This is a genomic window from Sphingobium sp. UBA5915 (assembly GCF_002431195.1).
GTDB lineage: Bacteria > Pseudomonadota > Alphaproteobacteria > Sphingomonadales > Sphingomonadaceae > Sphingobium > Sphingobium soli.
The window spans coordinates 1-25,152 of the sequence record NZ_DJDV01000005.1 but is presented as its reverse complement, the minus strand read 5'-3'; the positions used below and the strand labels follow the sequence as shown (position 1 = coordinate 25,152).

The window sequence follows — 25,152 nt, the reverse complement described above, 5'->3', positions numbered from 1 at the left end:
ATGTTTCGTCAGAAATCACCCCAGGAGGCGCCCGACCCGCTGCTCGGCAAACCGGCAAGCTTCGGCATTCACCGCTACCTCCAGGGATCGTCCAATCTGTTCGAGGAGAACAGGCTGCTCAAATTCTCGATTGTCGGCTTGTTCGGCGTGACCGCAGTGCTGGGCATTACGCTCTACTCGACGTCCCAGAACCAACGCACGATCGTCATTCCCTTCGGCGCCGGCGGCGATCTCTACGTGACCGGCGGCAAGCCATCTTCTGCCTATCTGCGCGCCATGACGCGCAATATCGTCGCGCTCTCGGGTACCTATTCTGCTCTGTCTGCCGACCGGCAGTTTCAGGAGCTGCTCAGCATCGTCCACCCGACCGCCTATAATGGCCTGCGGGACAGCCTGAATGGCGTGCTCGATGAGCTCGCCAACAATCCCACGCTCTCGATCGCCACCTATATTCGGCCCGATCAGCCCGTCACCTGGACCGATCGCCAGATCATCGTGCCGGTCGAGAAGGTCCGCGTCATCGGCGGCGTCATCCGCAAATTCCGGGGAAACTTGCGCATCCGATACACGATCGATGCCGGTCGCTTCTGGATCCTGTCTCTCACCGAGGAGAAATTCGATGCCGAGCTTGGGTAACCGAGCGCGCGCGCCTCGCGCCGCCCTGCCACTTTTGCCTCTCATCGCCTTAGCGTCGCCGGGACAGGCGCAATCGATCCAGGCATTGCCCGATCAGACCAGTATGATCCGGCTCTCGAACCGGGACGTCAATCATCTCATCTGTCAGGGCGGGGAGATAGAGGATGTCAAATTCTCCGCCGAGAAGGGCCTCGCGGTCGAGAAAGGCGGCGGTGACGCCTGGGTCAAATTCCTTGTCCGCGAAAGCGACGACAGCGGCCAGATCACCCGTAGCTATGTGACGACGCCGTCCGAGTTCTTCGTCACCTGTAACGGGGCAATCTACCCGCTCTACGCCGAGCCCTCCGAAATCCCGGCGCAGACGATCATACTGGTGCCCGGCGCCCGGCAGCGCGCCCGTGCCAATGAGGATCTGCTCGCCCCGCTTGCGCAGGAAGATCGTGCGGTCTCGATCACCCTGTCCCTTTTACAGGATCGGGTGCCGGCCAGCTTCACCGAGGTGGCGACCGCCAGCCGGCAAATCACCCTCCCCGCCGCACCCGCGCTGCACATCACCGAACACCGCCGCGTCACCGTCGAGGGCGCAGGCCTCAACGCATCGGAATATCGGGTCGACGCCATAAGCGACATGGAGGTCGACGAGCGCCTCTTCCTCGATACAGCGCTTGGCGCCCGCATCTTCAGCGCGACGCTTGATAGGCTCTCTCTCCGCACCGGGGAGACCGCTCGCCTCATAATCCTGCGCCGGGGAGACGGGCTATGAGCGATGAGCGACAGGATATGCCCCAAAGCCCAGACGAACCCGGTTCGCCCGCGCAGGGCAGCGGCGCCAGGGGCCATTCGCGGCCGAACCGCCCGTCGTCGGCAACGAGTGACATGGGCAACAGCGTCCTTCACCTGCGCGGCCCGGCCCTTCTCGATCTGAAGGAACGCTGGGCGACGCTCAGCCCCCACCAGCAATTGCGCGCACGCCAGGCCGCCATCGGTGTGCTGGTCGCCCTCTTTGGCTATGGCCTCTACTCGGCCTCGAACAGCGCGGAGAAGGTCACGCCCCAGGCGCCGGCGGCTTCGAAGCTCGACATGGGCGCGGGCCTTCGTGGCGACAGTCTTGAAACGAAGGTGCGCGGCGACCTCAAGAAAATCCTCGATGGGCAGAACCTGCTTGGCGACAGAGTCACGGCGATCGAGGAGGGCCGGATAGGCACCGCCGGTCCAGCATCGAGCGACGCACCAGACGACGACCTCCCAAACGCCATGCCAAGCGACATCCCGGCCTTTCCGCCCAGCCCTTCCCAAAGCGAACTTGAACGCGCTGACGGGAGCCTGCCTGCACCGCCCATGCCTAGCGCGCCGGCAGCGCCACCTGCCCCGCCGGTCGAGCGCCAGGTCGGCGCGATAGGTGCCGCGACCAGCGCAATCGTCGCGGAAGGATCCGCTGCTCCAAATGGCGCTAAAAAAAAGACCAGGACGATCTATTTGCCGCCTGGTTTCATGAAGGCGCGCCTATTGACCGGGATCGACGCGCTCGCCAGCCGGGACGCGACGAGCAATCCCGAGCCCCTCATCGCCCGCGTCCAGGCGCCCGTCGTGCTGCCCAATGATGTGAAGGCCAACCTTGCTGGATGCTTTGTCATCGGCAATGCCACGGGCAGCCTTGCCAAGGAACGGGTCGAGGTCCAGCTCATCTCGCTCTCCTGCGTGGACTTTGACGAACGCTCGGTCATCGATCAGCCGATCAAGGGCTTCTTCGTCGATACCGACGGCAAGAAGGGACTGTCGGGCAAGGTCGTTACCCGCGCCGGCGCTGCGCTCGCCCGCACCTTCATCGCCGGCACCATCGCCGGGGTCAGCCAGAGCGTCGAGAATACGTTTGGCAACACCTCGACCTCGGCGCTCGGCACCGTCCGATCCCTGGACGCGGGCGATGCGCTCAAGACCGGCATTGCAGGCGGCCTGTCCAAATCTTCCGACAAGCTCACCGACTTCTACCTCGATCTCGCGCGCCAGGCCGGCCCGATCGTGGAGGTCGGCGCCGCCAAGGATGTGGTGGTCGTGATCCAGGAGGGGCTGGCTCTGGAAATCAAACCCACCACGGCCACCAAATTCTGATGCCCACTTGTCGCCCCCAGGGAGAGTATCCCATGCCCACCCAGCACCCTCGCAACGCGGCACGACTGTCCAGCGCCGCTCTGCTCCTCCTGCTTGGCATCTTGCCAGGCTGCGCGGCGATCGGCTCGGCCATGTCGCCCTATCCTGAGAAGTTCAGCTGCAAGAACAGCGATCATGGCCAGTGCATCCATCCTGAGAAGGCCTATGCCGACGCCGTGGCCGGACGGGCATCGAAATCCGATCCCAAGGTCACGAATGGCAGCCGGGCCGACGAAACTCTCGGGCGCACCGGTGCGCAACGGAGCAGCCGAAATGCCGCCGCGGATGGCTATGTCGGCTACCGCAGCAGCGTCTATCGCGAACTTCAGGGCCTCGTCGAGGCGCCGGTCACGCCTATGCTCCGGCCCGGCCGCACGGTCCGCACGCTGATCCTGCCTTATGCCGATCGCGAGCGGCCCGACCGGCTCTACATGCCGCGCTACGTCTATTCGATCCTCGACAAGCCGCAGTGGGTGGTCGGCGACTATCTCGTCAATCCGACCGAACCGGCCGCGCGCGCGCCGATCCTTGAACAGACCAAGGCCAGGCCCACGCTGCCCGATAGCGATATCCCGGCGCCGCCACAGGAGCAGGATCAATGAGGGGGCTCGGCACACGCCATGGCGGCGGCATGACCATCAAGCGGCTGCAACAAAGCGTGTCGCGCGACGCTTATTCAGACTTTTTGCCCATGGTGAGCTGGGTCGAGGAAGAGGAAGCCTTCCTCACCATCGACGATGGCTGGGGTCAGGCCTGGGAGCTGGTGCCGTCGGCCTATCTCTTCGCCCATGTGCATCAGGCGCTGCTCGGCCTTCTCAACATCCAGTTCGGCACCGGCACCGTGGTCCAGCTCCACTGCTTTGCCGATCCGCTGATCGACCAGGCGCTCGATGCCTATCTCGATCTTAAATCCCGGCCCGATCCACTCGTCCAGGCATCGGCCCGGCGCACGGCACAATATCTGCGCCATGGAACCGAAGGACTCCCAGCCCTTCATGGCATTCCCGTCCGTAACTTCCGCGTGCTGCTCGCAATCAAATCGCGCACCCCGCTGGGCGCGGACCTGCGCCGCCAGATCGAGGAGCAGCTCTCCAAGCTCGGGATCGTGCGCATGGCGCCTGAAGCGCTAGTGAGTTTCTATCGCCGCATCTTCAACGGCGCCTTCGATCCGGCTCCGGGCGTCTTTGCCACGGGCGCCCCTGACCATCCCGCGCGCCCGGTGCGCAAACAGATCATCGATGCAGGCCCGGACCTGCTGTTCGATGGCCCGGAGCTTTATTTTGGCAATCAGGTGGCTCGCTGCCTGACGCCCAAATCACCAGCTCGCCGGGTTACGGCCGAGCGCTGCAACCGGCTGCTCGGAGGCATGCGCGGCGCGGCCGAGGATAGCGACCAGATTGGCGGCCCCTTCCTCTATACGCTCAACATCCTCTTCGATCACTCGGCTTTCGAGATCCACAAGCGCGCGCAGATCCTTTCCGCGCAAAAGGCGGCCGGAAGCTTTGCCGTCGAGGTCGGAAAGCAGATCGAGGAGATTGGCTGGGTGCTCGATGAAGCGGGCAACAGCCGCTTCGTCTCGGTCATCCCAACCGTCTGGGTCTTCGGCCGCGACAGCGCACAGGCCCGTGAAATGGCCGCCCGCGCCAAGCGCCTTTGGGAAAGCGAGCCGCTGCCATGGATGATGCAGGAGGAGAGCTATCTCAATCCCATCCTGCTGCCTATGAGCCTGCCCTTCGGCTTCTACCCTGAGCGCCGGACGCTGCGGATGCTGGAGCGCGATCTTCCCATGCCGGCCAAGGCGGCCGCATTGCTGGCGCCTGTCCAGACCGACTTTCGTGGCGGCGGGCGGCCTGCCCTTCTCTATGTCGGGCGCAAGGGCCAGCTCATCACGCTCGATCTCTTCGACCCGCGTATCAACAATTATAACTTCATCGTCTCGGCCGAGAGCGGCGCGGGCAAGAGCTTCCTCCTCAACAATCTCTGCCTGCAATATTATGCGCAGGGCGCGCTCATCCGCATCATCGATATCGGCGGCAGCTACCGGAAGCTCTGCACCCTTTGCTCGGGCCGCTATATCGACATTGGCGAGGAAGCGCTGGTCCTCAATCCCTTCGACATGGGCTTTGCGCTCGATGGCGATGATCGCCAGTCAGCCATCTCCATGGCCGTTGCGATCGTCGCTGAAATGGCCAATGCCGCGACCCGCAAGGGCGTCACGACGTCCGAATGGAATTTGCTCAAATCCGCCGTCCAGTGGACGATCGACAGCGGGCGCGCGGAAGCGGGGATCGATGCGGTGCGGGATTGGCTCGGTGCCTATCCAGCCGATGCCATAAGCGATCTCGACAAGGTCGACCATCTCGTCCCCGTTGCGCGTGAGCTCGCCTTCAACCTGCGCGATTTCGGCAGTTCGGGCGCCTATGGCCATTTCTTCAACGGGCCCTCCACCTTCGACATCTCGGCCGACGAATTTGTCGTGCTTGAACTCGAACGCCTGAAAGCCATGCCGGACCTCTTCAACGTCATCGTCATGGTGGTCGTGAATGCGGTGAGCCAGGAGCTTTACCTCTCCGCCCGGGACCGACCGAGATTTGTCCTGTGCGATGAAGCCGCCCAGTTCATGACCCGAACCGATGGCCAGGATCTCTCCCGCCTCGCCGAAGTGTTCGGCCAGGGCTACAGGCGCGCGCGCAAATATCAGGGGAGCTTCGGGGTCGTCCTCCAGTCGATGAACGATCTGCTGCTGTTCGGCGGCACAGGGCAGGTGATCCTGGAAAATGCCGCTACCCGCTTCCTGCTTCAGGGCTCCACCTATGAACGCGCGGTCGAGAACAAGATCCTGGATTACTCAGGCTTCGTCCTCGATCTCCTGAAGTCGGTCCGGAACAACAAGCCGCATTATTCCGAGGTTTTCATCGACTCGCCGCTCGGCCTCGGCATCGCCCGTCTGGTCGTCGATCCCTTTTCTTACTGGATCAACACCTCAGCACCCCAGGAGGTAGCCGCGTTCGAAGCGCGCCTGCGCGCCGGCCTCTCGCCGCTCGAAGCGGTCTGCGATCTCGCCGGCGTCGACCCCGCGGAGCTGCTCGGCGCGCCAAGATCCTACCCGTCGCAGGAGCTCTCATGATGCGAAATCCTCCCGCCCAGCAACCGCACACTAAGCCTACAGGCCCACAGCTGGACCTCGATCTCGATCCGACGATCGAAGCTTTGATCGAAGCGCGCGCCGCGAGCCTCGCCCAGCACCAGGCCCTGTTCTGGCGCTTCCGGCTCGTGACGATCGAAACCTTGATGATGGGCGCGCTCATCCTCTGCGCCGGCCTCGCCCTCCACCAACCTGCCGCCATGGTCCTGCGCGCCGCCATCATGGTGTCGGCCGGCTGCTTTGCGAGCGGCATGCTGCTCATCGGCCTCACCGGTGCCTTCGATCGCGGCCTCGATCATTTCACCCGCTGGCGGCGCGGCCAATGAGCGGGATCCTCACCTCTTCCCCCGCCCATGGTCCGGTCCGCCTGCTGCTCGGCACCCATCTCCTGTTGCTGATCCAGACGGTGCTGGTGCTGCAGGCATCGGATCCACTGCCCACATCCCTCCGCCTGTTCCTCGGTGTGACAGGTGTGCTCGGTCTCGCCGCGCTGATCGTCGCTGTGCGCGGGGAGCGTGATGACGAGGGCAAGCCATGGTGGGCGAAGCGTCATGTCCACTGAAACCCGCTTCCCCGCTCGCGCGCGCCACGCGCTTCTCGGTGCCCTCATGCTGGGCCTCGCCTGCCAGCAGGCACAGGGCGCGACCTCGACGATTGGCCGCACCTGGCCGATCGCTGAGCCTGACGCGATGAGCGAGATCGAGGCACGGGTCGCCAATGCGCCTCACATGGCGGCGAAGTTCGGCCCTCGCGCCAAATGGTCGGCGCTCAAGGCTGCGTCGCTGGGACCAGCTCCGGCCGATCGGACCCGGACCATCATTCCCTTCTACACGGTCGATGAGGATATCCGTCTGCCTGACGGCCGTGTCCTTTATCCCAAGGGCTTCACCTTCAATCCCCTCGAATATGTCTCGCTGCTCCAGCGCCTCATCATTGTCCATCCGCGCGATCTTGCCTGGGCGCTGAAGGCCGCGCGCTTCACCGATTTCATCCTGCTGACCGCTGGCGATGCGCTTGAACTCTCCGAACGCACCGGCCGCCCGCTTTTCATCCTGGAGGAGCGCGTAAAGGAAAGGCTCGGGCTTACCGTCGCGCCGGTCATCGTCGCGCAGGAAGGGAAGAAGCTCGTCCTTTACGAATATGCGCCGGAGCGTCCCGCAGCTCGGAGCGCCCGGCCATGAAGTGCCAGCCCCTCCTACGTGCCGCCGCCCTCTCTCTCGCGCTTGCGCTCGGCTCTGCCAGTGCGCCCGCGCGGGCCTCCAAATGCGAGGCCGGCACCATCTTCAATCCGCTGACCAAAGTGCGCTGGACCTGCATCTTCCCGATCACCATCGGCGGCGTTCGGGTCGGAAGTTTCGACAAGCTCGACAAGGAACTGGACGCCCAGTCAGCCTCCAAGCCGCTATGCGCCTGCCGCAAGGGCGCCACCTTCTGGTTCGGCGTGAAGGTCAGCTTCTGGTCGCCCAATCGCATGATCGATGTGGTGACCGAGCCCGGCTGCATGATGGCGCTCGGCGCAGATCTCCTGCCAACCGGCGGCAAGCTCCAGGGCAGTCAGTCGTCGATCGCCGATGGCACAAACAGCCAGAAAATGTTCGCGCAGATGCATTATTATATCTCGCCGGTCTGGAAGATGCTCGACATGTTCACCGACCTGCCCTGCATCGAGGACGACGGGTTCGATGTGGCGATGATCACCGAGGTGCTGCCGACCTGGCAGTCGGGGACGCTGGGCGCGATCATCCAGCCCGAGGGCATTCTCTTCGGCAACCCCGCAGCCGGCCTTGCCTGCATGGCCGACAGCGCCGCGGCGGCGGCCGGCAAAGTGCTCGATCCGCTTTTCTGGTGCATGGGCAGCTGGGGCGCCACCTATCCGGTCGCGGGCGACATCCATTTTGGTGACAGCGTCGAGGCCTGGGCAGGGCTTGCCGCGCGCGGGACTTATCTGATGGGCCGTCTTGGCGCGCTCACTATCAGTTCGGCTGACGGCTGCTCCTTCAAGGCGCAGCCCATCTGGACCAAGAGCCGTTACAAGCTCCAGATCATGGAGCCGGTCAAAGGCGGCAAATGCGTCAATATCGGGCGTCCCGGCGCCCTCTGGTCGAGCGGCAAACATGCGCCCGGCAAGGACAATGCCCAGTTCATGTCTTTTGAAAAAGTGATCTGCTGCGCGGGAGTATCCACCCCGTGAGCCAGATACCTCCCCCATCCCCCGTAGCGATCAACGAGCATTCCGGATGGTCTGCCCGCCTAGGCCATGCCGGCACGTTCGATCGCGGCGAGGGCGGGGCGACGCCGTTCTTCCACAGCGTCGCTCCAACCCCCATTTCCCTCGCGCGCCCGATAACCGCCAGATCGGGCCCAAGCGTGGGAAAGGTCAGCACGGTCGGTGAGCCCCCTGCTCGGATCGGGTGCCCCCCCTCTCTAGCGCCTGATCCGACATCGGCCGTGCTGACCACCTTTAAAAGGCCGTGCCTGCGCCCGCGTGAAAGCCAGCGGACAGGCCTTTCGTCTGCCCCCTGCGGAAATTTCGAGTTCGCCCGGAGGCTTCCGATGAAGAACATGATCCTCATCTTCATGGGCAGCGTGGCGCTCGCGCCGCAAGGTACCCAAGCGCAGGATATGGAGGCCCGCGCGCGCGCCGCGACGGCTGCATCGCGGACGAAGTCGAGCGACAGCGACGCGATCACCAGCAATTACGTCAATCCAGGTCTGTCAGGTGAGGCGATCAGCACCGTCGACAACAGCCGCACCTTCACTACCAGCCTGGCCTGCCAGAAGAGCGCGACGATGCTGGAGCTGCTGGTCCAGCCCGGCACGACCGGCGACATCACCCATTTGAGCATAGCGCGCGACAGCGATCTCGACGGCAGCTTCGATCAAAATTTGACCCTTCCCGTCCCGGTCTCGGGTATCTGCGCGAACGGCATCGTCTCCTGCGACCCTGGCAGCTGGAACAACTGCACCCCCTTCCAATGGGATGTCGCGTCGTCCGGCAACCTCAAGCTTACCCAGGTGCCGCTGACCGACCTCTCCGCCTGCTATTGCGTCAATGCGAGTTGCGGCAGCAACCTGGTGCTCGGCAACCTCAATTCTGTCCTCAAGGATTTGGGCGGGGGCATCATCGGCGCGCTCACCACGGCCGATCCCCGGATCGGGGTGGCGCAGGCAAGCATCGAAGGGCCTGTCATCCGTTATGTCGGCGCCCAGACGACGGCCTGTACCGCGTCGCCTTCTCTATCTTCGACCAGCTATCGCGCCGATCCAACCGCGATCAGCGGGGACGCCAGTGCGAGCGCGCAGGCAAGCAGCGTCTTTCAGGCGCTGGCCGGTTCGGCGTCGGCGACCGGCAAGGCCGAGGTCACGCGGAGCTGCTCGATCGATCGGGAGATCAGCGTCAAATCCTGGGACTATGACGACATATTGGGCGTTGCCGGAACGGTGACCTCCACCGCCTGCGGCACCGGCTGCCGTCGCTATCAGATCCGCGGTTCCGGCACCTGCGGCAGCGTTCCGCCCATTCATACAGCCACCTTCGACCCAATCGCGCCGGCACGCATCGTCTCCGCCCGGATCGTGGAAATGGGCGCGGACGACTGGGTCCAGGCACGGGTCAACGGCCAGATCGTCGGCTATGCCGGGAAGCGCCCCTGGACCGGTGAGGCCCTGCCATCTGGTGACTGCCGGATCAGCGGCGATCCCTATTATAATCGCACCGCCATCGACATCACGCCCCAGCTGCGCGCCGGCGCCATGACGGTCGGCGCGCGGGTGCGAGCCGGGGGCGATGGCAATTGGGGCTATGTCACTGTCGAGGTTCAGGTCGATACGGCCTGCGAGGTTTCCGAACGGCTGGTGGATCTCTGCGCAGGCTATGCCCAGGACGCGGCGTGCAGGCTGGACAGCGAGAGCGTCGACGGCGTCACGACCTTCGCCAATGGCGTGAATACAGGTCTCAAACCCCTCGCCCAGACCCGTCTAATCGGTACGGGCCATTGCACGTTCCAGTATAGCCGCGACTTTTTCGAGCGGGACCGCCGCTATAAATGCCTGATTGATAGCGGTGAGCTCAGCGCGCCCGATCTGTCGCGCAGCGCCTATATCATTGACCATTCGACCGAAACCCTGCTCGCTGATCGCACCCTGTCGAGCGACGGAACGATCTCGACCTCGACGCGGGCATTTTCCCTGCCCGATCGCGGGACGGTTCCGGCCTGCGAGCCGATCTGCAAGACCCGTGCGCCCAGGGCGAACAGCGACGTCGCTATCTCCGGTGTGGTCGGGGCTAGCCAAAATGATCCGGCCGGCTGGAACAGTTTCTATCATAGCTGCACCGCGGACAATGTCTGCCCCTTGGGCGAAGGGGAGGAACTGGTCACCGCCTGCGGCTGCCTCGACGATTTCCCTGAAGCCGCCGTCATGATGCAGACCGTGCGCCTCGCCGGCTCCGACCTTGCCTGCACTGCGGGGACGCCATGAGACAACGGATCATATTCGGACTGCTGAGCGCCGCGCTCGTTGCAGTCACCATTCCTGGGCCGGCATCGGCGGCCCAGCTCTGCGCCGCTGATTTGAACGGCAATGGCGATGCGGCTGACGAAGGCGAGATGGCGAGCTGCGTCACCATGGCTGGCGGCGCGACGCAGTGCCCGATCCAGCAAATACCCTGCGTGGTCGACGCCGCAGGCGCCTATAGCTGCCCGCTGGGGGCCGATCATCAATGCCTGGTGCCAGCAGCAGGCGGAACACCGACCTGCTCGCCCGTCGCCTGCATCGACACCGCGCTCAATCCGGTCGAGGATGAGCTTCTGGTCGATGACGCGGGACCGGACAATGACGGCCCGGTCGACGCCGATGGCAACTGCCTCGGCACGATCGAGATATTTGGCGGCCGGGCGCTGCGCTGCCGTCCGCCTGGCGCCAGCGTCACCTTCCAGAATTGCTGCAAGGATCGGGACAAGATCGTCAAGGACGGCATGGGCGGTTCGATCAGCTCGATCACGACCAAGATCGCGATCGCTAAGGGCGTGTTCACCGGCGCCAAGGCCGCCTATCTCGCCTTCAAGGCGGGCGCGACGGCGGGCCAGGCGGCCAGTGCCGGCGCCAACGCGATCATCGTCGGGCTCGATCCCACCTCGATCGCAATCAGCCTTGCCATCAACTTCATGATGGAGGTGCTGCTCCAGGGCTGTGACCAACAGGATATGGAAACCGGCATGCTGCGTGGTTCGGGGATGTGCCACGAGGTCGGCACTTATTGCTCCTCCTCGATCCTTGGCATCTGCATCCAGAAGGCCCGCGGCCATTGCTGCTTCAACACCAAGCTTGGCCGCATCATCCAGGAGCAGGGCCGACCGCAGCTCAGCGCCTTCAACGCCATGGGATGGGGAACACCCAAGCAGCCCTATTGCCGGGGCTTTACCGCTGAAGAATTCCAGGCGCTCGATTTCAGCCGAATGGATCTCTCGCAATATTATGCGGAGATCGAGGCGCGCGCCCAGTCCGACATCCGACAAGATATGGAGGAGAAGGTCGATGCCTATCTGCGCACCGTCAATCCCTGACAGCCATATGGCCCCGCTCATGCTTGCGTTCGCGCTTATGGGCGCAGCGCCAGGGCAGGCACGGGAGGCTCAACCGGCAGACCAAGGGACGTCCGCCATGGAACAGCTTCGGCAAGCCAAGGCCAGCGCTAATCCAGCGATACACGCCGGGCCTGACACGCTCCCTGCCCCCTCTTCGGATCTCAAACGACGTGCCTTCGAGGCCATGGGCAAACGGCGGGTCGATCCGCGGATGGAGGCGCAGGCACGCGCAGCGCAAATCCAGGCAGCCAATGCGCTCGCGACGGAGCAACAGGCCATGAGTGCCCGGCTTCATCAGGCGCTGGGCCTGGCACCGCCTGATGGCGCTCCGACGCCAGCACCCCCCGCTTCGAACGCATCGGCCAAGGCCTGGGTGCCGCTGCTGTTCGCTTCCTCGTCCATGCCAATCGAGACGTTGCGAACCTACGCAGGACAGCTCGAACGGGTCGGCGGGGTCATCGCCTTTCGCGGCGTACCCGGAGGTCTCACGAAGATTGGTCCGATGGCAGAGCTTACGGCAAGGATGCTGCGCGTCGATCCCGGATGCGAGGGGCCGGCCTGCACGATGCGCAACGTCCAGGTGGTGATCGATCCGATCCTCTTCCGTCAGCATGGCATAGCCCGTGTGCCCGCCCTCGCCATGGTGCCGGGCGATCCGACCCAGCCCTATTGCGAACGGGAGGACGAAACCGCGCCTCGTGCCGCCCATCTCGTGCTCGGCGACGCCGCGCTTTCTGGCTTGCTGGATGAATATGCCCGCCTCGGCGGCAAGGAGGAGGTGCGCGATGCTTCGGCTCGTCTGGCTGGCCGCTAACCGGCTTTCCCACGGATTGAAGACGCTCCCGCGCGAAGCCGCTCTGGCGCTGGGCGGCGCGGTCGGCGATCACAAGGCACGTCCCAGACGCTTCTGGCTCGCGCTGGGTATCACCGTGCCGCTGGCGACGATCACCTGGCAGGCGATCCCAGCCTTGACCATCGTGATGAGCCCGTCGATCGACGCCTGGGCCGTGCGCGCGGCGCCGGGGGCAATCCACAAGGGCGACCTTGTCATGTTCGCGCTGTCCCATCCGATAGCCGGCCCCCAGCCCGTCAGCGTCACCAAGCGGGCGATGTGCATGCCGGGCGAGCGCCTGCGCGAGGTCGAGCGCCATTCGGTCTTCGATGGCAAGGTGACGAACAGCAGCTATTATTGCGGTGACCGCCTGCTGGGAATCAGCCGCCCTATGGGCCGCAATGGCCAGCGCCTCGATCATCTGCGCTGGGGAAATCGGAACATTCCAGCCGGCTTTGTTTATGTGGGCTCCGACCATCCCGAAGGCTTTGACAGCCGGTACTTTGGCCCAGTGCGGATCGAACGCCTGACCCGCATGGAGCGGGTGCTGTGAGGCGGGGCATCGCCGCTGCCGCGATCGCGCTTGCGGCCGCCACCGCATCGGCAGACGCGCAACCCGACAGCGGCTCCAAGCTCGGCTATTGGTGGTATGCCCCCAAGCCCGCGGACCCCGGCGAAGCGGGCGAGGATCAATTGCCGCCCGCGCCCGTCATCCCGCCGATGACAGAGCTCGCCAGATGGAGCCCGCCCCGGATCGCCAAGCTCATCACCGAGCAGCGCGACTATGCCGCGACTGTGCTGACGGTCGATGCTGTCGCCGATTTCTGGCGGCTCCAGGATTTCGCCAGGCGCAAGGCCCGCGCTTTTGCCGGGGTTACCCAGCTCGCCATGCTCACCCAACCAGAACTGAGCGCCCGCTCCGCCTATCCGGTGGTGGGCGACGCGCGCGACGCCATGGGAGCGCAGAAAGACGCCACCCGCCGTGCCTATCTCCGGTCCAAGGGGGGCGAGTTCGCGCTCATCATGTTCTCACGAGCCAGCTGTGGCTATTGCCGCGTACAATGGCCGATCCTCCAGCGCTTCCAGGAGGAGATGGGCTGGCAGGTCAGTAGTCAGGATCTCGATCGCAAACCTGAGCTTTCCAGCCGCTTTGGGGTCGAGGTCACGCCAACCACCATGGTGATCCGCCGCGGTTCGTCCCAGCGCATGGTGATCGCCAATGGCGTCGAGGCCTATCCCAATCTCATCCAGACTGCCTATCAGGCCGTGAAACTGCTCTCCGGCGACATTCGTCCCGAGCAATTTCTGACCGGGGCAGGCGAAGAGAATGGCTTCTTCGATGCGCTCGCCAACGGTCCGGTCGCGGCCAGTGACCCGGCCGTCAGCCAGGGCGCCAAGCCATGAGATCAGCCATCATGACATTGGCAGCTGCGATGCCTGCGGTCGCTAACCCAGTGAGTGCCGCGGGGCCGCCGAGCCGAGCCGAAGCCGCGCGCGCTGCAGTCCATCCGGTCAACACCGAGCAGGCCATGAAAGGCTGGCTCGATCGCGTTCCGCGCACCAGCGTCTATCCTCCGGACTTCGAAGCGACTCTGCGAGGCCAGGCCGCCGCCTATGTGGTCGAAATGAGCACGGCACCCGGCTGCCTCCCCTGCAGCGATCTCTGGACCAAGCTTGGCTCGATGAAGGTCCGCCATGGCTGGACCATCCGGACGATTTCGACAGACGAGGCAATGATCCGCTCGGGCCGCCTCGGTCTCCCCTGGATCGGGCACCCGGTTGCATGGGTCCGACCACTGGCAGACCCCAATCGCATCATCCCGGTCGCGATCGGCACCGATCATGCGGTCAACATCAGCCGCAATCTCTACCTAGCGGCAAAGATGCAGACGGGCGTGCGAGTGGCCGTAGGGGTCCGCGCCATGTCCAAGTTCACCGGGATCGTCGGTGTGCCGGCGTCCTCCCCATCCACCCATCGTCGGAAAGGCTGAGCAATGGCGGGCGCAGTCGATCCTGATCCGTCACCCTATTGGAGCCCGCCATGCACCACGCCCCCACCCCCTGTCGTTCGCGCCTGAAGACCAAGGCGCTCTTTCGCCGGTTCGCCGCCTTTCTCACGCTCTGCGCTGCCAGCTGCGGCATGACGCCCGCCCCCGCGCAAGCCCAGAGCTGGGCGGAGCATTGGTTCGACAATGTCACCTATACCAGCCCGGGCAGCTTTGAGGATCAAACGCGCGGCTATGTCACCGCCGGCGGCATGTCGGGCCGGATCGACGTCCATAACGACTATCTGATGAGCCTGACGCTCCCCAAGGTGAAGGCAGGCTGCGGCGGCATCGACATGTTTCTTGGCGGCATGTCCTTTCTCGATCCCGACTATCTCGTCGAGAAGCTCGAGACTATTCTTCAGGCAGCGCCTGCCGTCGCCTTCCAATATCTTCTCGAAACGCTCGATGAGAAGATGGGAAACATCATTTCAAAGATGGAGGCGGCCACCAATTACCTGAACTCAATTCAAGTGAATGATTGCCGCCTCGCCAACCGCATGGTCCAGATCGCCAAGGGCGACGACAATATGTCCGGCATCATCGAGGAGATGACCGGCTACAAATCGGTCAAGGAAGGCTATGCCAAAAGCTATCAGCAAAGTCGCGAGAAAATCCAGTCGAATGGCAATAATCCGACCGAGGATCTGCGCGATGCGCTCGCCAACTGCCCGGCTGAGGTGACGGAGATATTCAGGACCGGATCGCTCATCTCTCACGCCGCAAACCGGGTCGGCGCGGCGGACTGGGCCGCCGTCATGCGCGCGCGGGTGGGCGACGTCTATATGCGCTGGGACGCGACCGACAAGGTGCCGCTTTTCTCTGCCATTCCGGCCTGCGCCGGCCAAGATAGCGAATCCTCCGACGACTTCCTGAGCGGCCGCGTCATGCGGCGTGCGCTTGGCATCCCTGCCACCAGCGCCGACTGCACGCGCGACGGAGCCAAGGGCGCGCTTACCCTTACGCGGGAACGCATGACAGCGATCGCCGAGAAAATCCGGACACGCGCCGCGCTGACGGCCGAAGAACGCCAGTTTGTCGCCAACGTCCGGACCCTCCCTGTCTATCGCATGTTGGAGTGGGGCGTCCGCCAGGATGTGGTGGACTCGGTCATCGCGGACACCGACGAACTGGTAGCGCTGACTCTTGCCTATCAGATGCTGAATGACCTCACGCGAAGCATCGATTTCGCGCTGACCAACGCCGAGCGCGGCACCAATGCGGCGGGCGCGGCGGACAGCAGCAACGCCAATATCTGCCAGACGCGGATCCTCACCAAAGGGATAGAGCAGCTTCGCGATCTGCGCGAAGAAGTGCTGCGGCAGCGCTCGCAGATGCGCCAATCCTATATAGCCGCCCTCAACCAAGCCAATCTCTCAACCAACTATGCCGGTCTCGTCCGCCAGCGCGACCGGGACGCCCGCGACGCCGCCGGCACCGCCACAAACCGCAATCGCTAAAGGGGAGCCTTTCCCATGCGCCTTGTCGTTCGCCTCTTTGCGATCCTGACCAGCCTTGCCCTCGCTGAGCCGGCCCTTGCTCTGGAAGCCAGTTTCCACAGCTATGACGGCTTTGCCGAGACGGTCGATGCCTTTCGCCTCGTCTCGATGATCTTTGCCGACCCGCGCTACGAGACGCTGGTACTGATCGTGGCGGTGGTCGGCATGGCACTGGGCGCGGTGCTCGCCATGGTCCGCGGCACGGGCATGGGTCTTGTCGCCTTCGGCTTCCAGATGCTGGTGGGGATCGGCCTCTTCGTCGGCCTGGTCGCAACCACCGGCACGGTCCATGTCTATGACCGCGTCCGCAACGCCTACCAGCCGGTGGGAGACGTTCCCAACCTCATCGTGTTGGTTGCCGGCGTCACCAACATGATGGAACGGGCGCTGGCCGAGACGATCGACGACAATACGCTCGATCCTCATGCCAAGCTCGAGTTCGGCGCGGGCGGCCATGCCTTCGATCTGTTCCTGAACGCCGTCTCGCCGCGCGGCCCCATGACCGACAGCTTCCTCGATGCAACGGTCAAGGACTATGTCCGCCAATGCTACCCAGTTGCGCGCGTGTCGCCGGCCTATGGCGTTGACGATGACCAGCTCTTCCGCGCCAGCACCGCCCTCCCTACCGCCTTTGCTGCCATGGCCGGGCTATCGACGTTCAGCACTGTCTTCACAGCCTCGGACAAGGGCGGCACGACGGTCAGCTGTCAGGAGGCCTGGGAGCACATCGCCGATCGCCTGTCCGATCCCGCCATCTTTGAAAGCTATTCGGCCCAAGTCTGCGCCCGCACCGGCTACGATATTGCAAAAGCGGATCAACTCGCGCGCTGCCGCGGCAATCTGGGCGAAATGGGCGACATGATGATGGGCGCCCCGCTCACCGCCCAGGCCTTCCTCACTAACATCCTGCTTGGGCATAGCGTGGGCGATGTTCTCTTCGAGGACAGCCCGGCGACGGCCTCGCGCGTGATGGCCAACCGGGCTGTCGTATCGAGCGGGCTTGCGACCATGTCGACCGCGAATGAATGGTTCCCGACGATCCGCGCCGTTGTCTTCGGGATCATGCTCTTCATGGTGCCGGTCGCGCTTCTCTTCATCCTCACGCCAATCAATCTGCGGGTCGCGAGCTTTGCGCTGGGACTTTTCGTCTTCGTAGCGCTGTGGGGCGTGATCGACGCCGGCATCTACCAGCTGACCCTTGGGCGGGCCACCGCGACGCTGGCGGAGATGCGGGCCAATCATCTGGCCGCCAATGCCTGGATGCTAGCCCCTTTCTCCGCCATGAAAGCGCTCGCCATATTCGGCAGCTTCCGCACCGCTGGCGCCGGGCTCGCAGGCGCCTTCGTGTTCACGGTGTTCCGCTTCTCGGGCAATGTTTTCTCGTCCTTCACGAGCGGATCGCTGGGCGTAACGGCGCAGGCATCCACCGCAGCGGCGACGGTCTCCACATCGGAAGGCTACGCATCGGCACTCGAGGCCCAGGCGTCTGCCGCCGGCACGGGCACCCGCCGCAGCGCCTCATCCTCATTCGGGGATTTCGGCGCGCGGTCCAGCTTTGGCGCCACGCGCAGCTTCGGCGCCGCCGGCGCCGTCGAAGGCGCGCATGGGGGCGTTCCAGGTCAGGCCGCGCTAGGGCTCGGCGGGATCGACGCCGGCCGAGAACTTGGCGGGCTCGCACCAGCGCTCGCCGGCCGCGACCTCGCCGATCCATCGGTCAAAGGCGCGGTCCAGGCGGCAGCCGCCACGGGCGCCATCCACAATTTCGCGGAAAAGGACGCGCTGAGGAAGCTGGGCACAGGCTATTTCGGATCGGGTCAGGGCGGCGAGAAGGCCTTTGCCGCCTTCACCCAGAACCTCGTCCAGTGGCGCGCCTTCGGCGACACCCGCGCCTACGACATGATGATGCAGGGCGCGAGCCGGCATTTCGAGCGCGCAGGCTATTCCCCTGAAGATGCGGCGCTCAAGGCCAGCGGACTGATCTCACAGGCCCATGCCGATCCGACCTTTGCCAAGCTCATCGCCAACAGTTTCTCCCAAGAGGAGATGCTCCGGAATGAGCTTACCGGCGCGCAAACGCAGGTCGGCGCGATGGAAGGCCGCCGCGACTATGCGGGCGATCAGGTTTCCGCCGTCGAGCGGGGCAATGTCGCGACCGAACAGGCTCGGCGGACTGGCGGGAACGAGGGACAGCGGTTCGCAGCAAGGATGCTTGGCGTGCCGGTGGATGAAATGAACCGCCGCATCTCCTTCATCAACGCCCTCTCCGGCGAGGCGCGCTCAACCGCCATTTCCCAACTCTCCCGCGCAACTAGACGCAGCGAAGCGCAGGTCATGCATGCCCTTGAAACCTACCGGGCGGCGAGCGAGGTCGGCACCGCCGACGGGGCGACGGCTGAAGCGGCCCGCGAAGGCACGAGCGTCTACGGGCGCACGCGCGAGGCCGCCGGTTATGATTTTGCCGAACGCTCAGGCAAGCTCGATGCGCAACGCGAGGTCGGCCATGATGGCACACGTGGCGCAGCCCGGATCGGCGAGCAACGACGCCAATCTGAGAATTTCGGCTTTGCGGAAGGTGCTGGCGCCGCCGGCATGTCGACGCGTGAGGCAGCCCGCCTCGACAGCTTCATCCGAGCTCTGTCAGACGGTGCCGGAAACCAGGTCGACATGGCTGAGGGCGGCGCCGAAGGCGTGGCTGATCGCGCGCGCAATGCCAGAATGACCAGCATTGTCGACAAGGAACGCCTGTCACGCGTGCAATCGATGCTCAAGGACAACGGCATTGAGATGACCAAGCGGCAGATAGCGATGGATCAAAATGGTGATTTCAGCCTCAACCTGACACCGGCGACGGCGGCCCAGATGTGGAAGGCTGGACTTCTCAACGAGAGTCAGCTTGGCGCTGTCGCCAATGGCGGCCATGCACGCTTCAGTCTCGCGCATAATGATCTTCTCGTCTCCAGCAGCGCAGGGTTCGAGAAATCGGCACGGAACGACAGCAGCACGAGGTTCGAGGCCGGCAAACAGGCCGGCCCCGACACGATCGAACATTTCATGGGCGGCGGCGACGAGGGCAAGGCGGCGATGGCCAACTGGCTGCGCGGCGGGTTCGAGATGGACCGCAAGGGCAACTGGCGCCTGAAACCCCAGGTGGCGGACACACTTCAGCGAGATGTGCAAGCTGTTATGGCTCAGACTGGGTGGGAACGTGCAATCGCAAGGACAGCGCAGGATCAGAACGCATTTCAAATATCTGTGAACGGAGAAGTGTCAGGAGGGACAAGTGCAAAAGCAGGCCGGACCAACAGGTCGAGACAAGGTGGAGCAGCGTTCGGTCAAGCTGGCGGGTCGCTGGGTATTTCGAGTCAGGAGGCAGGATCGACTAGCGAAATCGCAAGTGCCCAGCTCAACGTTGTGAACTTTGACGTACGACAAGCTCTGGCGAATGCCGAGCGATCAGCCGCCAGATCAGCTAATCCAGCTGAAGCATTCTCCCACCGCCTGGCGACAGAAATCCTTGGGCCGAATGGGCTGCGGAACAGGTATCTCGGCGACGCGGACAGCGCTCGGGGAACAGCCGATTTAATGGCTCCTGTAACGTCTAATGAGCAAAGCTCACTTCTCAACAGCGGCAGGTTCTCGACCGATCTGATGAATGGCCCCTTCGACGGAAATCCGTCATTCAAGAAGAATGACGGGGCCGAATAACATAAAATGGGTGCGACGGATTCAACGGACTCCCAATCCAGTTAGAGCCTGAGGCGGGGTCTAGCGGATCGAACTCACGCAGCATGCCAGAAGGGCTATTGCGCATTGGACTACGTTCCCAATACTCTTCTGTTTCATCATCCATTTCAAAATGTCCTGCCGCCAGCCATGCTTTAAAAAAGCCGTACGACAGAACTATAGCTACGATCGGCGGGAAGAAAAAAACATTAATGAATCCCGCGAGAGCCGAACCGTAAAAATCAGCAAGGAATTCTACGCGCGAGGACGCAAATAAACCGCCCCAGTACAGCGGGACCGCACTCCACCAAAAGCGCGCATACATCGGGCGCCACAGCCATTCACGAATTTTCAGTTGGCGGGCCATCACGCTTGTTCATCTCGATTTCGATGCTATTCAATTTCATTGGCAATAGTACCATCTTCTGCAGACACGGAAAAACATATAAACGCAGTCCACTCTCACTTTCTCGCCTTTCAGATATCCCCCCTTCCTCGTTCAAGACTTTAGTTCCTCGCTGGTTAAATATCGGCTCTGAAACGAACCCCGCGTAACGTCTTACATACAGCGTTACCCAATGGGTCACCGCTAGAGCCGAAATCCCGGCAACGCCCCCCCCCCCGCGACAACCTTCTCTTCATAGCACCTTCAATCGTTGCACTGCCTTCCGACAGGGGGGAGGCAGCTTCGACGTCAAGGCACAGAGGAAAGTCAAAGTATCACCTCGCCACCCGAAAGGCATCGACGCTCCCGCCTGCTCAATCACTCCCCCAAACTTAGAAACATCACTTTATCAAGTTGATCGACAGCATGCGCGCATTCGCCATATGCTCCTCCTTCGCGCACCACGGTGGTGCCACTCCGCATCATTAAATGCCAAGCGAAGTGAGGCATCTACCACAACAGTTCAACGTTCGACGGCAGGGTCAAATTAACCAAGACCTACTAAACTATCCGAAATCCTTCTTGTAGGTCGCCGAATAGCGTTCGCGCATATGCCCTTCCACCGTGATCGGGGCATATTGGGGCGCTCCGCCGGCGGGCAGGCAGGATGGGATGCACGCGATCCGATGTTCGGGGTTGCCGGAAAAGAAGAAGGGCACCGAATAGCGTTCCCGGCCGGACCGGTTGATGACGCGGTGGATGGTGGAGCGATAGCGGCCGTTGGTCCAGCGCGCCATCATGTCGCCCAGGTTGATGATGAAGGATCCGTCCAGCGGCCGGGCCGCCAGCCAGCGCGCGCCGTCATGGTCCCACACTTCCAGCCCGCCGACCCCGTCCTGCATCAGCACCGTGATGGCGCCGAAATCGGTATGCGCGCCGCAGCCCTTTTCATCGGGATGCGGATTGGCTTCCTGCGCGGGATAATGGAGCAGCCGCAGCGTCGCGATGGGTGAGGTCTGGAAATCCGCGAAATAGTCCGCATCCAGCCCCAGCGACAGCGCCAGCCCTTCCAGCAGCACCGCTATCAGGCTGCGCATCGCCGCATAATATTCCTCCATCGTGGCGCGGAAGTCGGGCAGGTCTTCGGGCCAGACATTGGGGCCGGTGTTGAAGAATTTCTGCGCCCGTTCATCGTCCGCCGCCACTTCCGCGCCGATATAATAGCCTTCCTTGAGGTCGGGCGGCGAATCCGGTTCCAGCGTCTGGCCGCGCAGCGGCTCATAGCCGCGATTGGCCTTCGAAAGCGCCATCGCCCGTTCCATCTTGCGGTCCATCGGCTGGGCAAAGAAGGCCGCGCTCTGCGCGAAGACCCGCGCCAGCAGCGCCGGGTCGATGCCATGGCCGACGCAATAGAAGAAGCCCTTGTCCAAACAGGCGGTGCGGATCGCCTGTACCACGGCGGCGCGGGCGCCTTCGTCCGAACCGGGCAGGCTGGAAATATCGACCGTCGGCAGGGTCAGCGCATCGCCCCGTTCAATCGTATCCCCTGTTGCTGTCAGCGTCATTTCATATCCTCGCTCGGCCTCTATATCGGCGCCCATTCTTCCTGTCTGCCCGCTCGAAAAAAAGCATCGATTATAGCCCACCCCGATGCCGAAAAGAGGACGTTGACCGAATCGGGATTATGGCCCAGGAGCGGCTATGTCCAACCGCGCCCACCGTTTCCATGCCCCCATGATCGTCTATTTCGACGCCATCCGCCGGGCGGGTTCGGTGCGGGAGGCGGCACGGCGGCTGAACGTCGCATCCTCCGCCGTGAACCGGCAATTGCTGAAGCTGGAGGAGGAACTGGGCACGCCGCTGTTCGACCGGTTGCCCGGCGGGCTGAAGCTGACCCATGCCGGGGCGACATTCGCCCGCCATGCGATAGAGGTGTTGCAGGACGCCGAACGGGTGCGGTCGGAGCTGGAGGCGATGCAGGGCCTGCGGTCGGGCCATGTCGAGATCGCGGCGGTGGAGGCGCTGACGTCGGGCCTGCTGCCCGATGTGCTGGCGCAACTGCGCGAACGCCACCCCCGCATCACCGTGGGCGTCAGCGTGCTGGGATCGGCCGCCATTTCCGCCGCGGTCATCGGCGGCGACGCGGACATGGGCATCGCCTTCGGTGTCGAGCGGACGTCCGACCTGCGCCAGCTGTCCCACAGCCGCCATCCGCTGGGCGCGACGATGCGGCCCGACCATCCGCTGGCGCGCAGCAGCAGCCTGACGCTGGCGACCTGCCTGTCCCATTCGCTGATCCTGCCCAAGGCGGATCTGTCCATCCGCCAGCAATTGCAGCGCGCGCTTGGCAAGCTGCCCCAGGGCGCGGTAGAGACCAGCTCGGTCGAACTGGCCAAGCAGCTGACGATGCGCGGGCTGGGCATTTCCTTTCAGACGCGGATCGGCATAGAGGATGAGATCGAGCGGGGCGAACTGGTCCATATTCCCATCGCCGGGCCCACCTATCTTCAGGCCGACCTGGGCATCTATGTCCGGTCCGCGCGCAATCCCGCCATTGCGGTCCATGCGCTGGTAGAGTTGCTGAACGCAGCGCTCGCCCGTTGCGCGAACGCCGCGAGCGAGGCCGAACCGGCCGCACCCCCATCATCCACCTGAAGGCCCATCATGACGCAGACGCAAGATATCCAGTTTTCCGAAATGTCCTATGACCAGTTTCTGGCCGATGTCGAAACCATCGCCAGCGCGGTCGAACAGGATCCGTGGGTGCCCGACTATATCGTCGGCATCGGCCGGGGCGGGCTGGTCCCCGCGACATTCCTGTCGCACCGCATGGGCATTGCCATGCTGTCCATCGACCATAGTTCGAAGGTGCATGCCTTTTCGGATTCGCTGCTGGTGCATCTGGCCGCCTGCACCCAGCTGGGCGAAAAATATCTGTTCGTCGACGATATCAACGACAGCGGCAAGACCATTGCCAGATTCCGGTCGCTGCTGATCGACAATGGCGGGTTGGCCGCCAATGTGCGTTTTGCCGTGCTGATCAACAATGTCAGTTCGCGCGAGACGGTGGACCATGCGTCGCGCAATATCGACCGGCAGGTCGACAAGCGATGGTTCATCTTCCCCTGGGGGTCGGTGGCGACCCGCGCCATGCAGGAACAGGATGCGCGCGAGGATCCAGAGCGGCTGAGCCTGTAGGGCGGGCCGTGCGCGATTGGGCGGCTATGCGCCGGCCAGTGTCCCCTGCGCGGTGTCGGATGCGGCATAGCGGCGGGCCAGCACGGCGCAGACCATCAGCTGGATCTGGTGGAAGAACATCAGCGGCAGGATGATCGCGCCCACCTGCGACGCGGAAAACAGCACGCCAGCCATCGGCACGCCCGACGCCAGGCTCTTTTTCGAGCCGCAAAACTGCAGCACGATACTGTCTTCCCGATTGAAGCCCAGCCATTTGCCCAGCGCATGGCTGAGCAGCAGCACGACCGACAGCAACAGCACGGAAAGCCCCGCAATCCGGGCAAGATCGTCCGGCGTGACGCGGTTCCACAGCCCCTCCACCACCGCCGCGCTGAAGGCGGTATAGACCACCAGCAGGATCGATCCGCGATCCACCATGGTCAGCAGCTTCTTTTGCCGGGCGATCCAGGCGCCGATCCACGGCCGCAGGAAATGGCCCGCCAGAAAGGGCAGCAGCAACTGGACCGCGATGGTCACGACCGCGTCGCCGGAAAAGCCGCCCTGCCGCCCGGTGATGAGGAAGGCGACCAGCAGCGGGGTGATGAAAATGCCCGCCAGGTTGGAAAAGGAGGCGCTGCACACCGCCGCCGCGACATTGCCCCGCGCCATGGCGGTGAAGGCGATGGACGATTGCACGGTGGAGGGCAGCAGGGTGAGGAACAGCATACCCGTGCCCAGCGCGGGATCGATGCCGGGGATCGCCCGGACGGCCAGGCCCAGCAGCGGGAACACCGCAAAGGTCATCAGCGCCACCGTCAGGTGCAGCCGCCAGTGGCGCGCGCCGTCGATCACCGCCTGCCGCGACAGGCGCGCGCCATGCATGAAGAAGAGGATGACGATGCCGATGTCGGCGCAGCCCCCCGCGACCGTCGCCGCCATCCCGCGCACCGGCAGGAAGGACGCCAGCAGCACCATGCCGACCAGCAGCAGGATATAGCTGTCGATGTTCAGCCGTGCCAGCAGCGCCTTCACGAGGCGCTGCCTTCGATGGAGACATGGGCGGACACGATCTTCCACCCGTCGGGGAAGCGGATCCAGGTCTGGCTCTGGCGGCCGCGCCGGTCGGACCCTTCGCGGAAAAATTCGATATTGGCGGTGGCGGCGTCGGGGCCGAAGGCAGCGACCGCGATCCGGCCGACGCGGCGCTGGGGGGAACCGCCGCGCCCTTTGCGAAAGTCGCGAATTTCTTCCATGCCGTACAGCACCTCGCCCACGCCATAGCGCACGGTGGTCGGCGCGTCGTGGAACAGCGCGTCCATCTCTGCCAGATCGTCCGCCATCAGCGCGCGTTCATAGCGTTCCAGCTGCGCCGTCACTTCGGCCACAACCCCTGCATCGTTCACGGTCATCGTCCTTCCCCTTTTGCCGCTATCAGGCCCCTGCCCTCCAGCATGGTCGCATAATCGATCAGGGCGCTGTCGCGACCCTTCGCCGCGATCAGCTGCACCCCCATGGGCAGCCCCGCCACCGGCAGGGGTGCGGCCACCACGGGCAGGCCCAGAAAGCTGATCGGCTGGGTGTAGAGGCCCAGATTGGCGCGGGCCGGTTGCGGCGCGCCATCGATGGGGATGGTGGGATCGTCGATGCGCGGCGCCGGGCCGAAGGTGGCCGGCGCGATCAGCACGTCATGGTCGGCCAGCGCGCGCTCCACATGGGCGGCAAAGACGCTGCGAAAGGCCATGGCCTGCGCATATATGGCATCCGGCAGCGCCGCTCCCGCGATCAGCCGGTCGCGGGTCGCCGGATCGTAGGACAGCGGATCGGCCGCCAGCGCGTCGCGATGCAGCCGCCCGCCCTCATAGGCGGTGAGCAGAAAGGCGGCCGATCGCGCCCTCGCCACATCGGGCAGGTCGACCACCGGCAGCCCGCCCAGCCCGGCGGAAAGGCGGTCCAGCGCCGCCGCCATGTCCGGCGCCA

At 64.0% G+C, this 25,152-nt stretch carries 24 protein-coding genes; 19 read left to right on the top strand and 5 right to left on the bottom strand.

What is annotated here, in order from left to right:
• The 17 genes from B2V90_RS00645 to B2V90_RS00565 all read left to right on the top strand — a co-directional run bounded on the left by B2V90_RS00645 (window position 1) and on the right by B2V90_RS00565 (window position 19,595).
• Window positions 1–636 carry a TraE/TraK family type IV conjugative transfer system protein gene (locus B2V90_RS00645; RefSeq protein ID WP_017500737.1) on the top strand — a complete coding sequence of 212 codons (636 nt, stop codon included), beginning with the start codon at window positions 1–3 and terminating at the stop codon, window positions 634–636.
• Window positions 620–1,399: a type-F conjugative transfer system secretin TraK gene (locus B2V90_RS00640; RefSeq protein ID WP_026109090.1), complete on the top strand. Its 780-nt coding sequence runs from the start codon at window positions 620–622 to the stop codon at window positions 1,397–1,399. The genes B2V90_RS00645 and B2V90_RS00640 overlap by 17 nt, the downstream gene beginning before the upstream one ends.
• Window positions 1,396–2,745: a TraB/VirB10 family protein gene (locus tag B2V90_RS00635; protein WP_293919430.1), complete on the top strand. Its 1,350-nt coding sequence runs from the start codon at window positions 1,396–1,398 to the stop codon at window positions 2,743–2,745. The genes B2V90_RS00640 and B2V90_RS00635 overlap by 4 nt, the downstream gene beginning before the upstream one ends.
• 32 nt (window positions 2,746–2,777) lie before the next feature.
• Complete coding sequence (locus B2V90_RS00630) at window positions 2,778–3,386, top strand: TraV family lipoprotein (protein WP_017500734.1); 609 nt, start codon at window positions 2,778–2,780, stop codon at window positions 3,384–3,386.
• A complete protein-coding gene (locus B2V90_RS00625; RefSeq protein WP_017500733.1) occupies window positions 3,383–5,911 on the top strand; it encodes a TraC family protein in 2,529 nt (842 codons plus the stop codon). Before B2V90_RS00630 ends, B2V90_RS00625 begins: the two co-directional genes overlap by 4 nt.
• Complete coding sequence (locus tag B2V90_RS00620; RefSeq protein WP_038292639.1) at window positions 5,908–6,255, top strand: hypothetical protein; 348 nt, start codon at window positions 5,908–5,910, stop codon at window positions 6,253–6,255. The genes B2V90_RS00625 and B2V90_RS00620 overlap by 4 nt, the downstream gene beginning before the upstream one ends.
• Window positions 6,252–6,491, top strand: coding sequence for a hypothetical protein (locus tag B2V90_RS00615; RefSeq protein ID WP_017500731.1), 240 nt, complete (start codon window positions 6,252–6,254; stop codon window positions 6,489–6,491). The genes B2V90_RS00620 and B2V90_RS00615 overlap by 4 nt, the downstream gene beginning before the upstream one ends.
• A gap of 46 nt (window positions 6,492–6,537) precedes the next feature.
• Window positions 6,538–7,110: a hypothetical protein gene (locus B2V90_RS00610; RefSeq protein ID WP_017500730.1), complete on the top strand. Its 573-nt coding sequence runs from the start codon at window positions 6,538–6,540 to the stop codon at window positions 7,108–7,110.
• Window positions 7,107–8,120 carry a TraU family protein gene (locus tag B2V90_RS00605; RefSeq protein WP_017500729.1) on the top strand — a complete coding sequence of 338 codons (1,014 nt, stop codon included), beginning with the start codon at window positions 7,107–7,109 and terminating at the stop codon, window positions 8,118–8,120. Before B2V90_RS00610 ends, B2V90_RS00605 begins: the two co-directional genes overlap by 4 nt.
• A gap of 362 nt (window positions 8,121–8,482) precedes the next feature.
• Window positions 8,483–10,408: a hypothetical protein gene (locus tag B2V90_RS00600; RefSeq protein ID WP_159366124.1), complete on the top strand. Its 1,926-nt coding sequence runs from the start codon at window positions 8,483–8,485 to the stop codon at window positions 10,406–10,408.
• Window positions 10,405–11,493 (top strand): conjugal transfer protein TraN, encoded by a 1,089-nt coding sequence (traN, locus tag B2V90_RS00595; RefSeq protein ID WP_017502987.1) that lies wholly within the window; start codon window positions 10,405–10,407, stop codon window positions 11,491–11,493. The genes B2V90_RS00600 and traN overlap by 4 nt, the downstream gene beginning before the upstream one ends.
• Before the next feature lie 97 nt (window positions 11,494–11,590).
• Window positions 11,591–12,328: a type-F conjugative transfer system pilin assembly protein TrbC gene (locus B2V90_RS00590; RefSeq protein ID WP_038293045.1), complete on the top strand. Its 738-nt coding sequence runs from the start codon at window positions 11,591–11,593 to the stop codon at window positions 12,326–12,328.
• Window positions 12,300–12,899 (top strand): S26 family signal peptidase, encoded by a 600-nt coding sequence (locus tag B2V90_RS00585; RefSeq protein WP_026109567.1) that lies wholly within the window; start codon window positions 12,300–12,302, stop codon window positions 12,897–12,899. The genes B2V90_RS00590 and B2V90_RS00585 overlap by 29 nt, the downstream gene beginning before the upstream one ends.
• Window positions 12,896–13,750: a conjugal transfer protein TraF gene (locus B2V90_RS00580; RefSeq protein WP_414711563.1), complete on the top strand. Its 855-nt coding sequence runs from the start codon at window positions 12,896–12,898 to the stop codon at window positions 13,748–13,750. The genes B2V90_RS00585 and B2V90_RS00580 overlap by 4 nt, the downstream gene beginning before the upstream one ends.
• Window positions 13,751–13,761: 11 nt before the next feature.
• Window positions 13,762–14,337, top strand: a complete 576-nt coding sequence (locus B2V90_RS00575; protein ID WP_293919429.1) for a hypothetical protein — start codon at window positions 13,762–13,764, stop codon at window positions 14,335–14,337.
• Window positions 14,338–14,486: 149 nt separating this feature from the next.
• Window positions 14,487–15,851, top strand: coding sequence for a conjugal transfer protein TraH (locus B2V90_RS00570; RefSeq protein ID WP_234893287.1), 1,365 nt, complete (start codon window positions 14,487–14,489; stop codon window positions 15,849–15,851).
• A 15-nt stretch (window positions 15,852–15,866) separates the two neighbouring features.
• A complete protein-coding gene (locus tag B2V90_RS00565; RefSeq protein WP_017502981.1) occupies window positions 15,867–19,595 on the top strand; it encodes a conjugal transfer protein TraG N-terminal domain-containing protein in 3,729 nt (1,242 codons plus the stop codon).
• Here B2V90_RS00565 and B2V90_RS00560 read toward each other — a convergent pair.
• Both B2V90_RS00560 and B2V90_RS00555 read right to left on the bottom strand, forming a co-directional pair.
• Window positions 19,570–19,980, bottom strand: a complete 411-nt coding sequence (locus B2V90_RS00560) for a hypothetical protein (RefSeq protein ID WP_080993653.1) — start codon at window positions 19,978–19,980, stop codon at window positions 19,570–19,572. The two genes, B2V90_RS00565 and B2V90_RS00560, sit on opposite strands and share 26 nt — an antisense overlap.
• Window positions 19,981–20,564: 584 nt before the next feature.
• Window positions 20,565–21,563 (bottom strand): isopenicillin N synthase family dioxygenase, encoded by a 999-nt coding sequence (locus tag B2V90_RS00555; RefSeq protein ID WP_048938654.1) that lies wholly within the window; start codon window positions 21,561–21,563, stop codon window positions 20,565–20,567.
• 136 nt (window positions 21,564–21,699) lie between these two features.
• On the opposite strand from B2V90_RS00555, the gene B2V90_RS00550 reads away from it, so the two are divergent.
• A complete protein-coding gene (locus B2V90_RS00550; protein WP_017502979.1) occupies window positions 21,700–22,653 on the top strand; it encodes a LysR family transcriptional regulator in 954 nt (317 codons plus the stop codon).
• Between the two features lie 9 nt (window positions 22,654–22,662).
• Window positions 22,663–23,196 (top strand): phosphoribosyltransferase, encoded by a 534-nt coding sequence (locus B2V90_RS00545; RefSeq protein ID WP_017502978.1) that lies wholly within the window; start codon window positions 22,663–22,665, stop codon window positions 23,194–23,196.
• Window positions 23,197–23,220: 24 nt separating this feature from the next.
• On the opposite strand, the gene B2V90_RS00540 is transcribed toward B2V90_RS00545, so the two are convergent.
• The 3 genes from B2V90_RS00540 to B2V90_RS00530 form a co-directional block, all read right to left on the bottom strand.
• Window positions 23,221–24,207 carry a bile acid:sodium symporter family protein gene (locus B2V90_RS00540; RefSeq protein WP_017502977.1) on the bottom strand — a complete coding sequence of 329 codons (987 nt, stop codon included), beginning with the start codon at window positions 24,205–24,207 and terminating at the stop codon, window positions 23,221–23,223.
• Window positions 24,204–24,584, bottom strand: a complete 381-nt coding sequence (gene hpxZ, locus B2V90_RS00535) for an oxalurate catabolism protein HpxZ (RefSeq protein WP_048938630.1) — start codon at window positions 24,582–24,584, stop codon at window positions 24,204–24,206. The genes B2V90_RS00540 and hpxZ overlap by 4 nt, the downstream gene beginning before the upstream one ends.
• Window positions 24,581–25,152, bottom strand: a 572-nt coding sequence (locus B2V90_RS00530; RefSeq protein WP_293919428.1) for an amidase family protein, incomplete at its 5' end; no start/stop codon positions are given. The genes B2V90_RS00530 and hpxZ, both read right to left, overlap by 4 nt.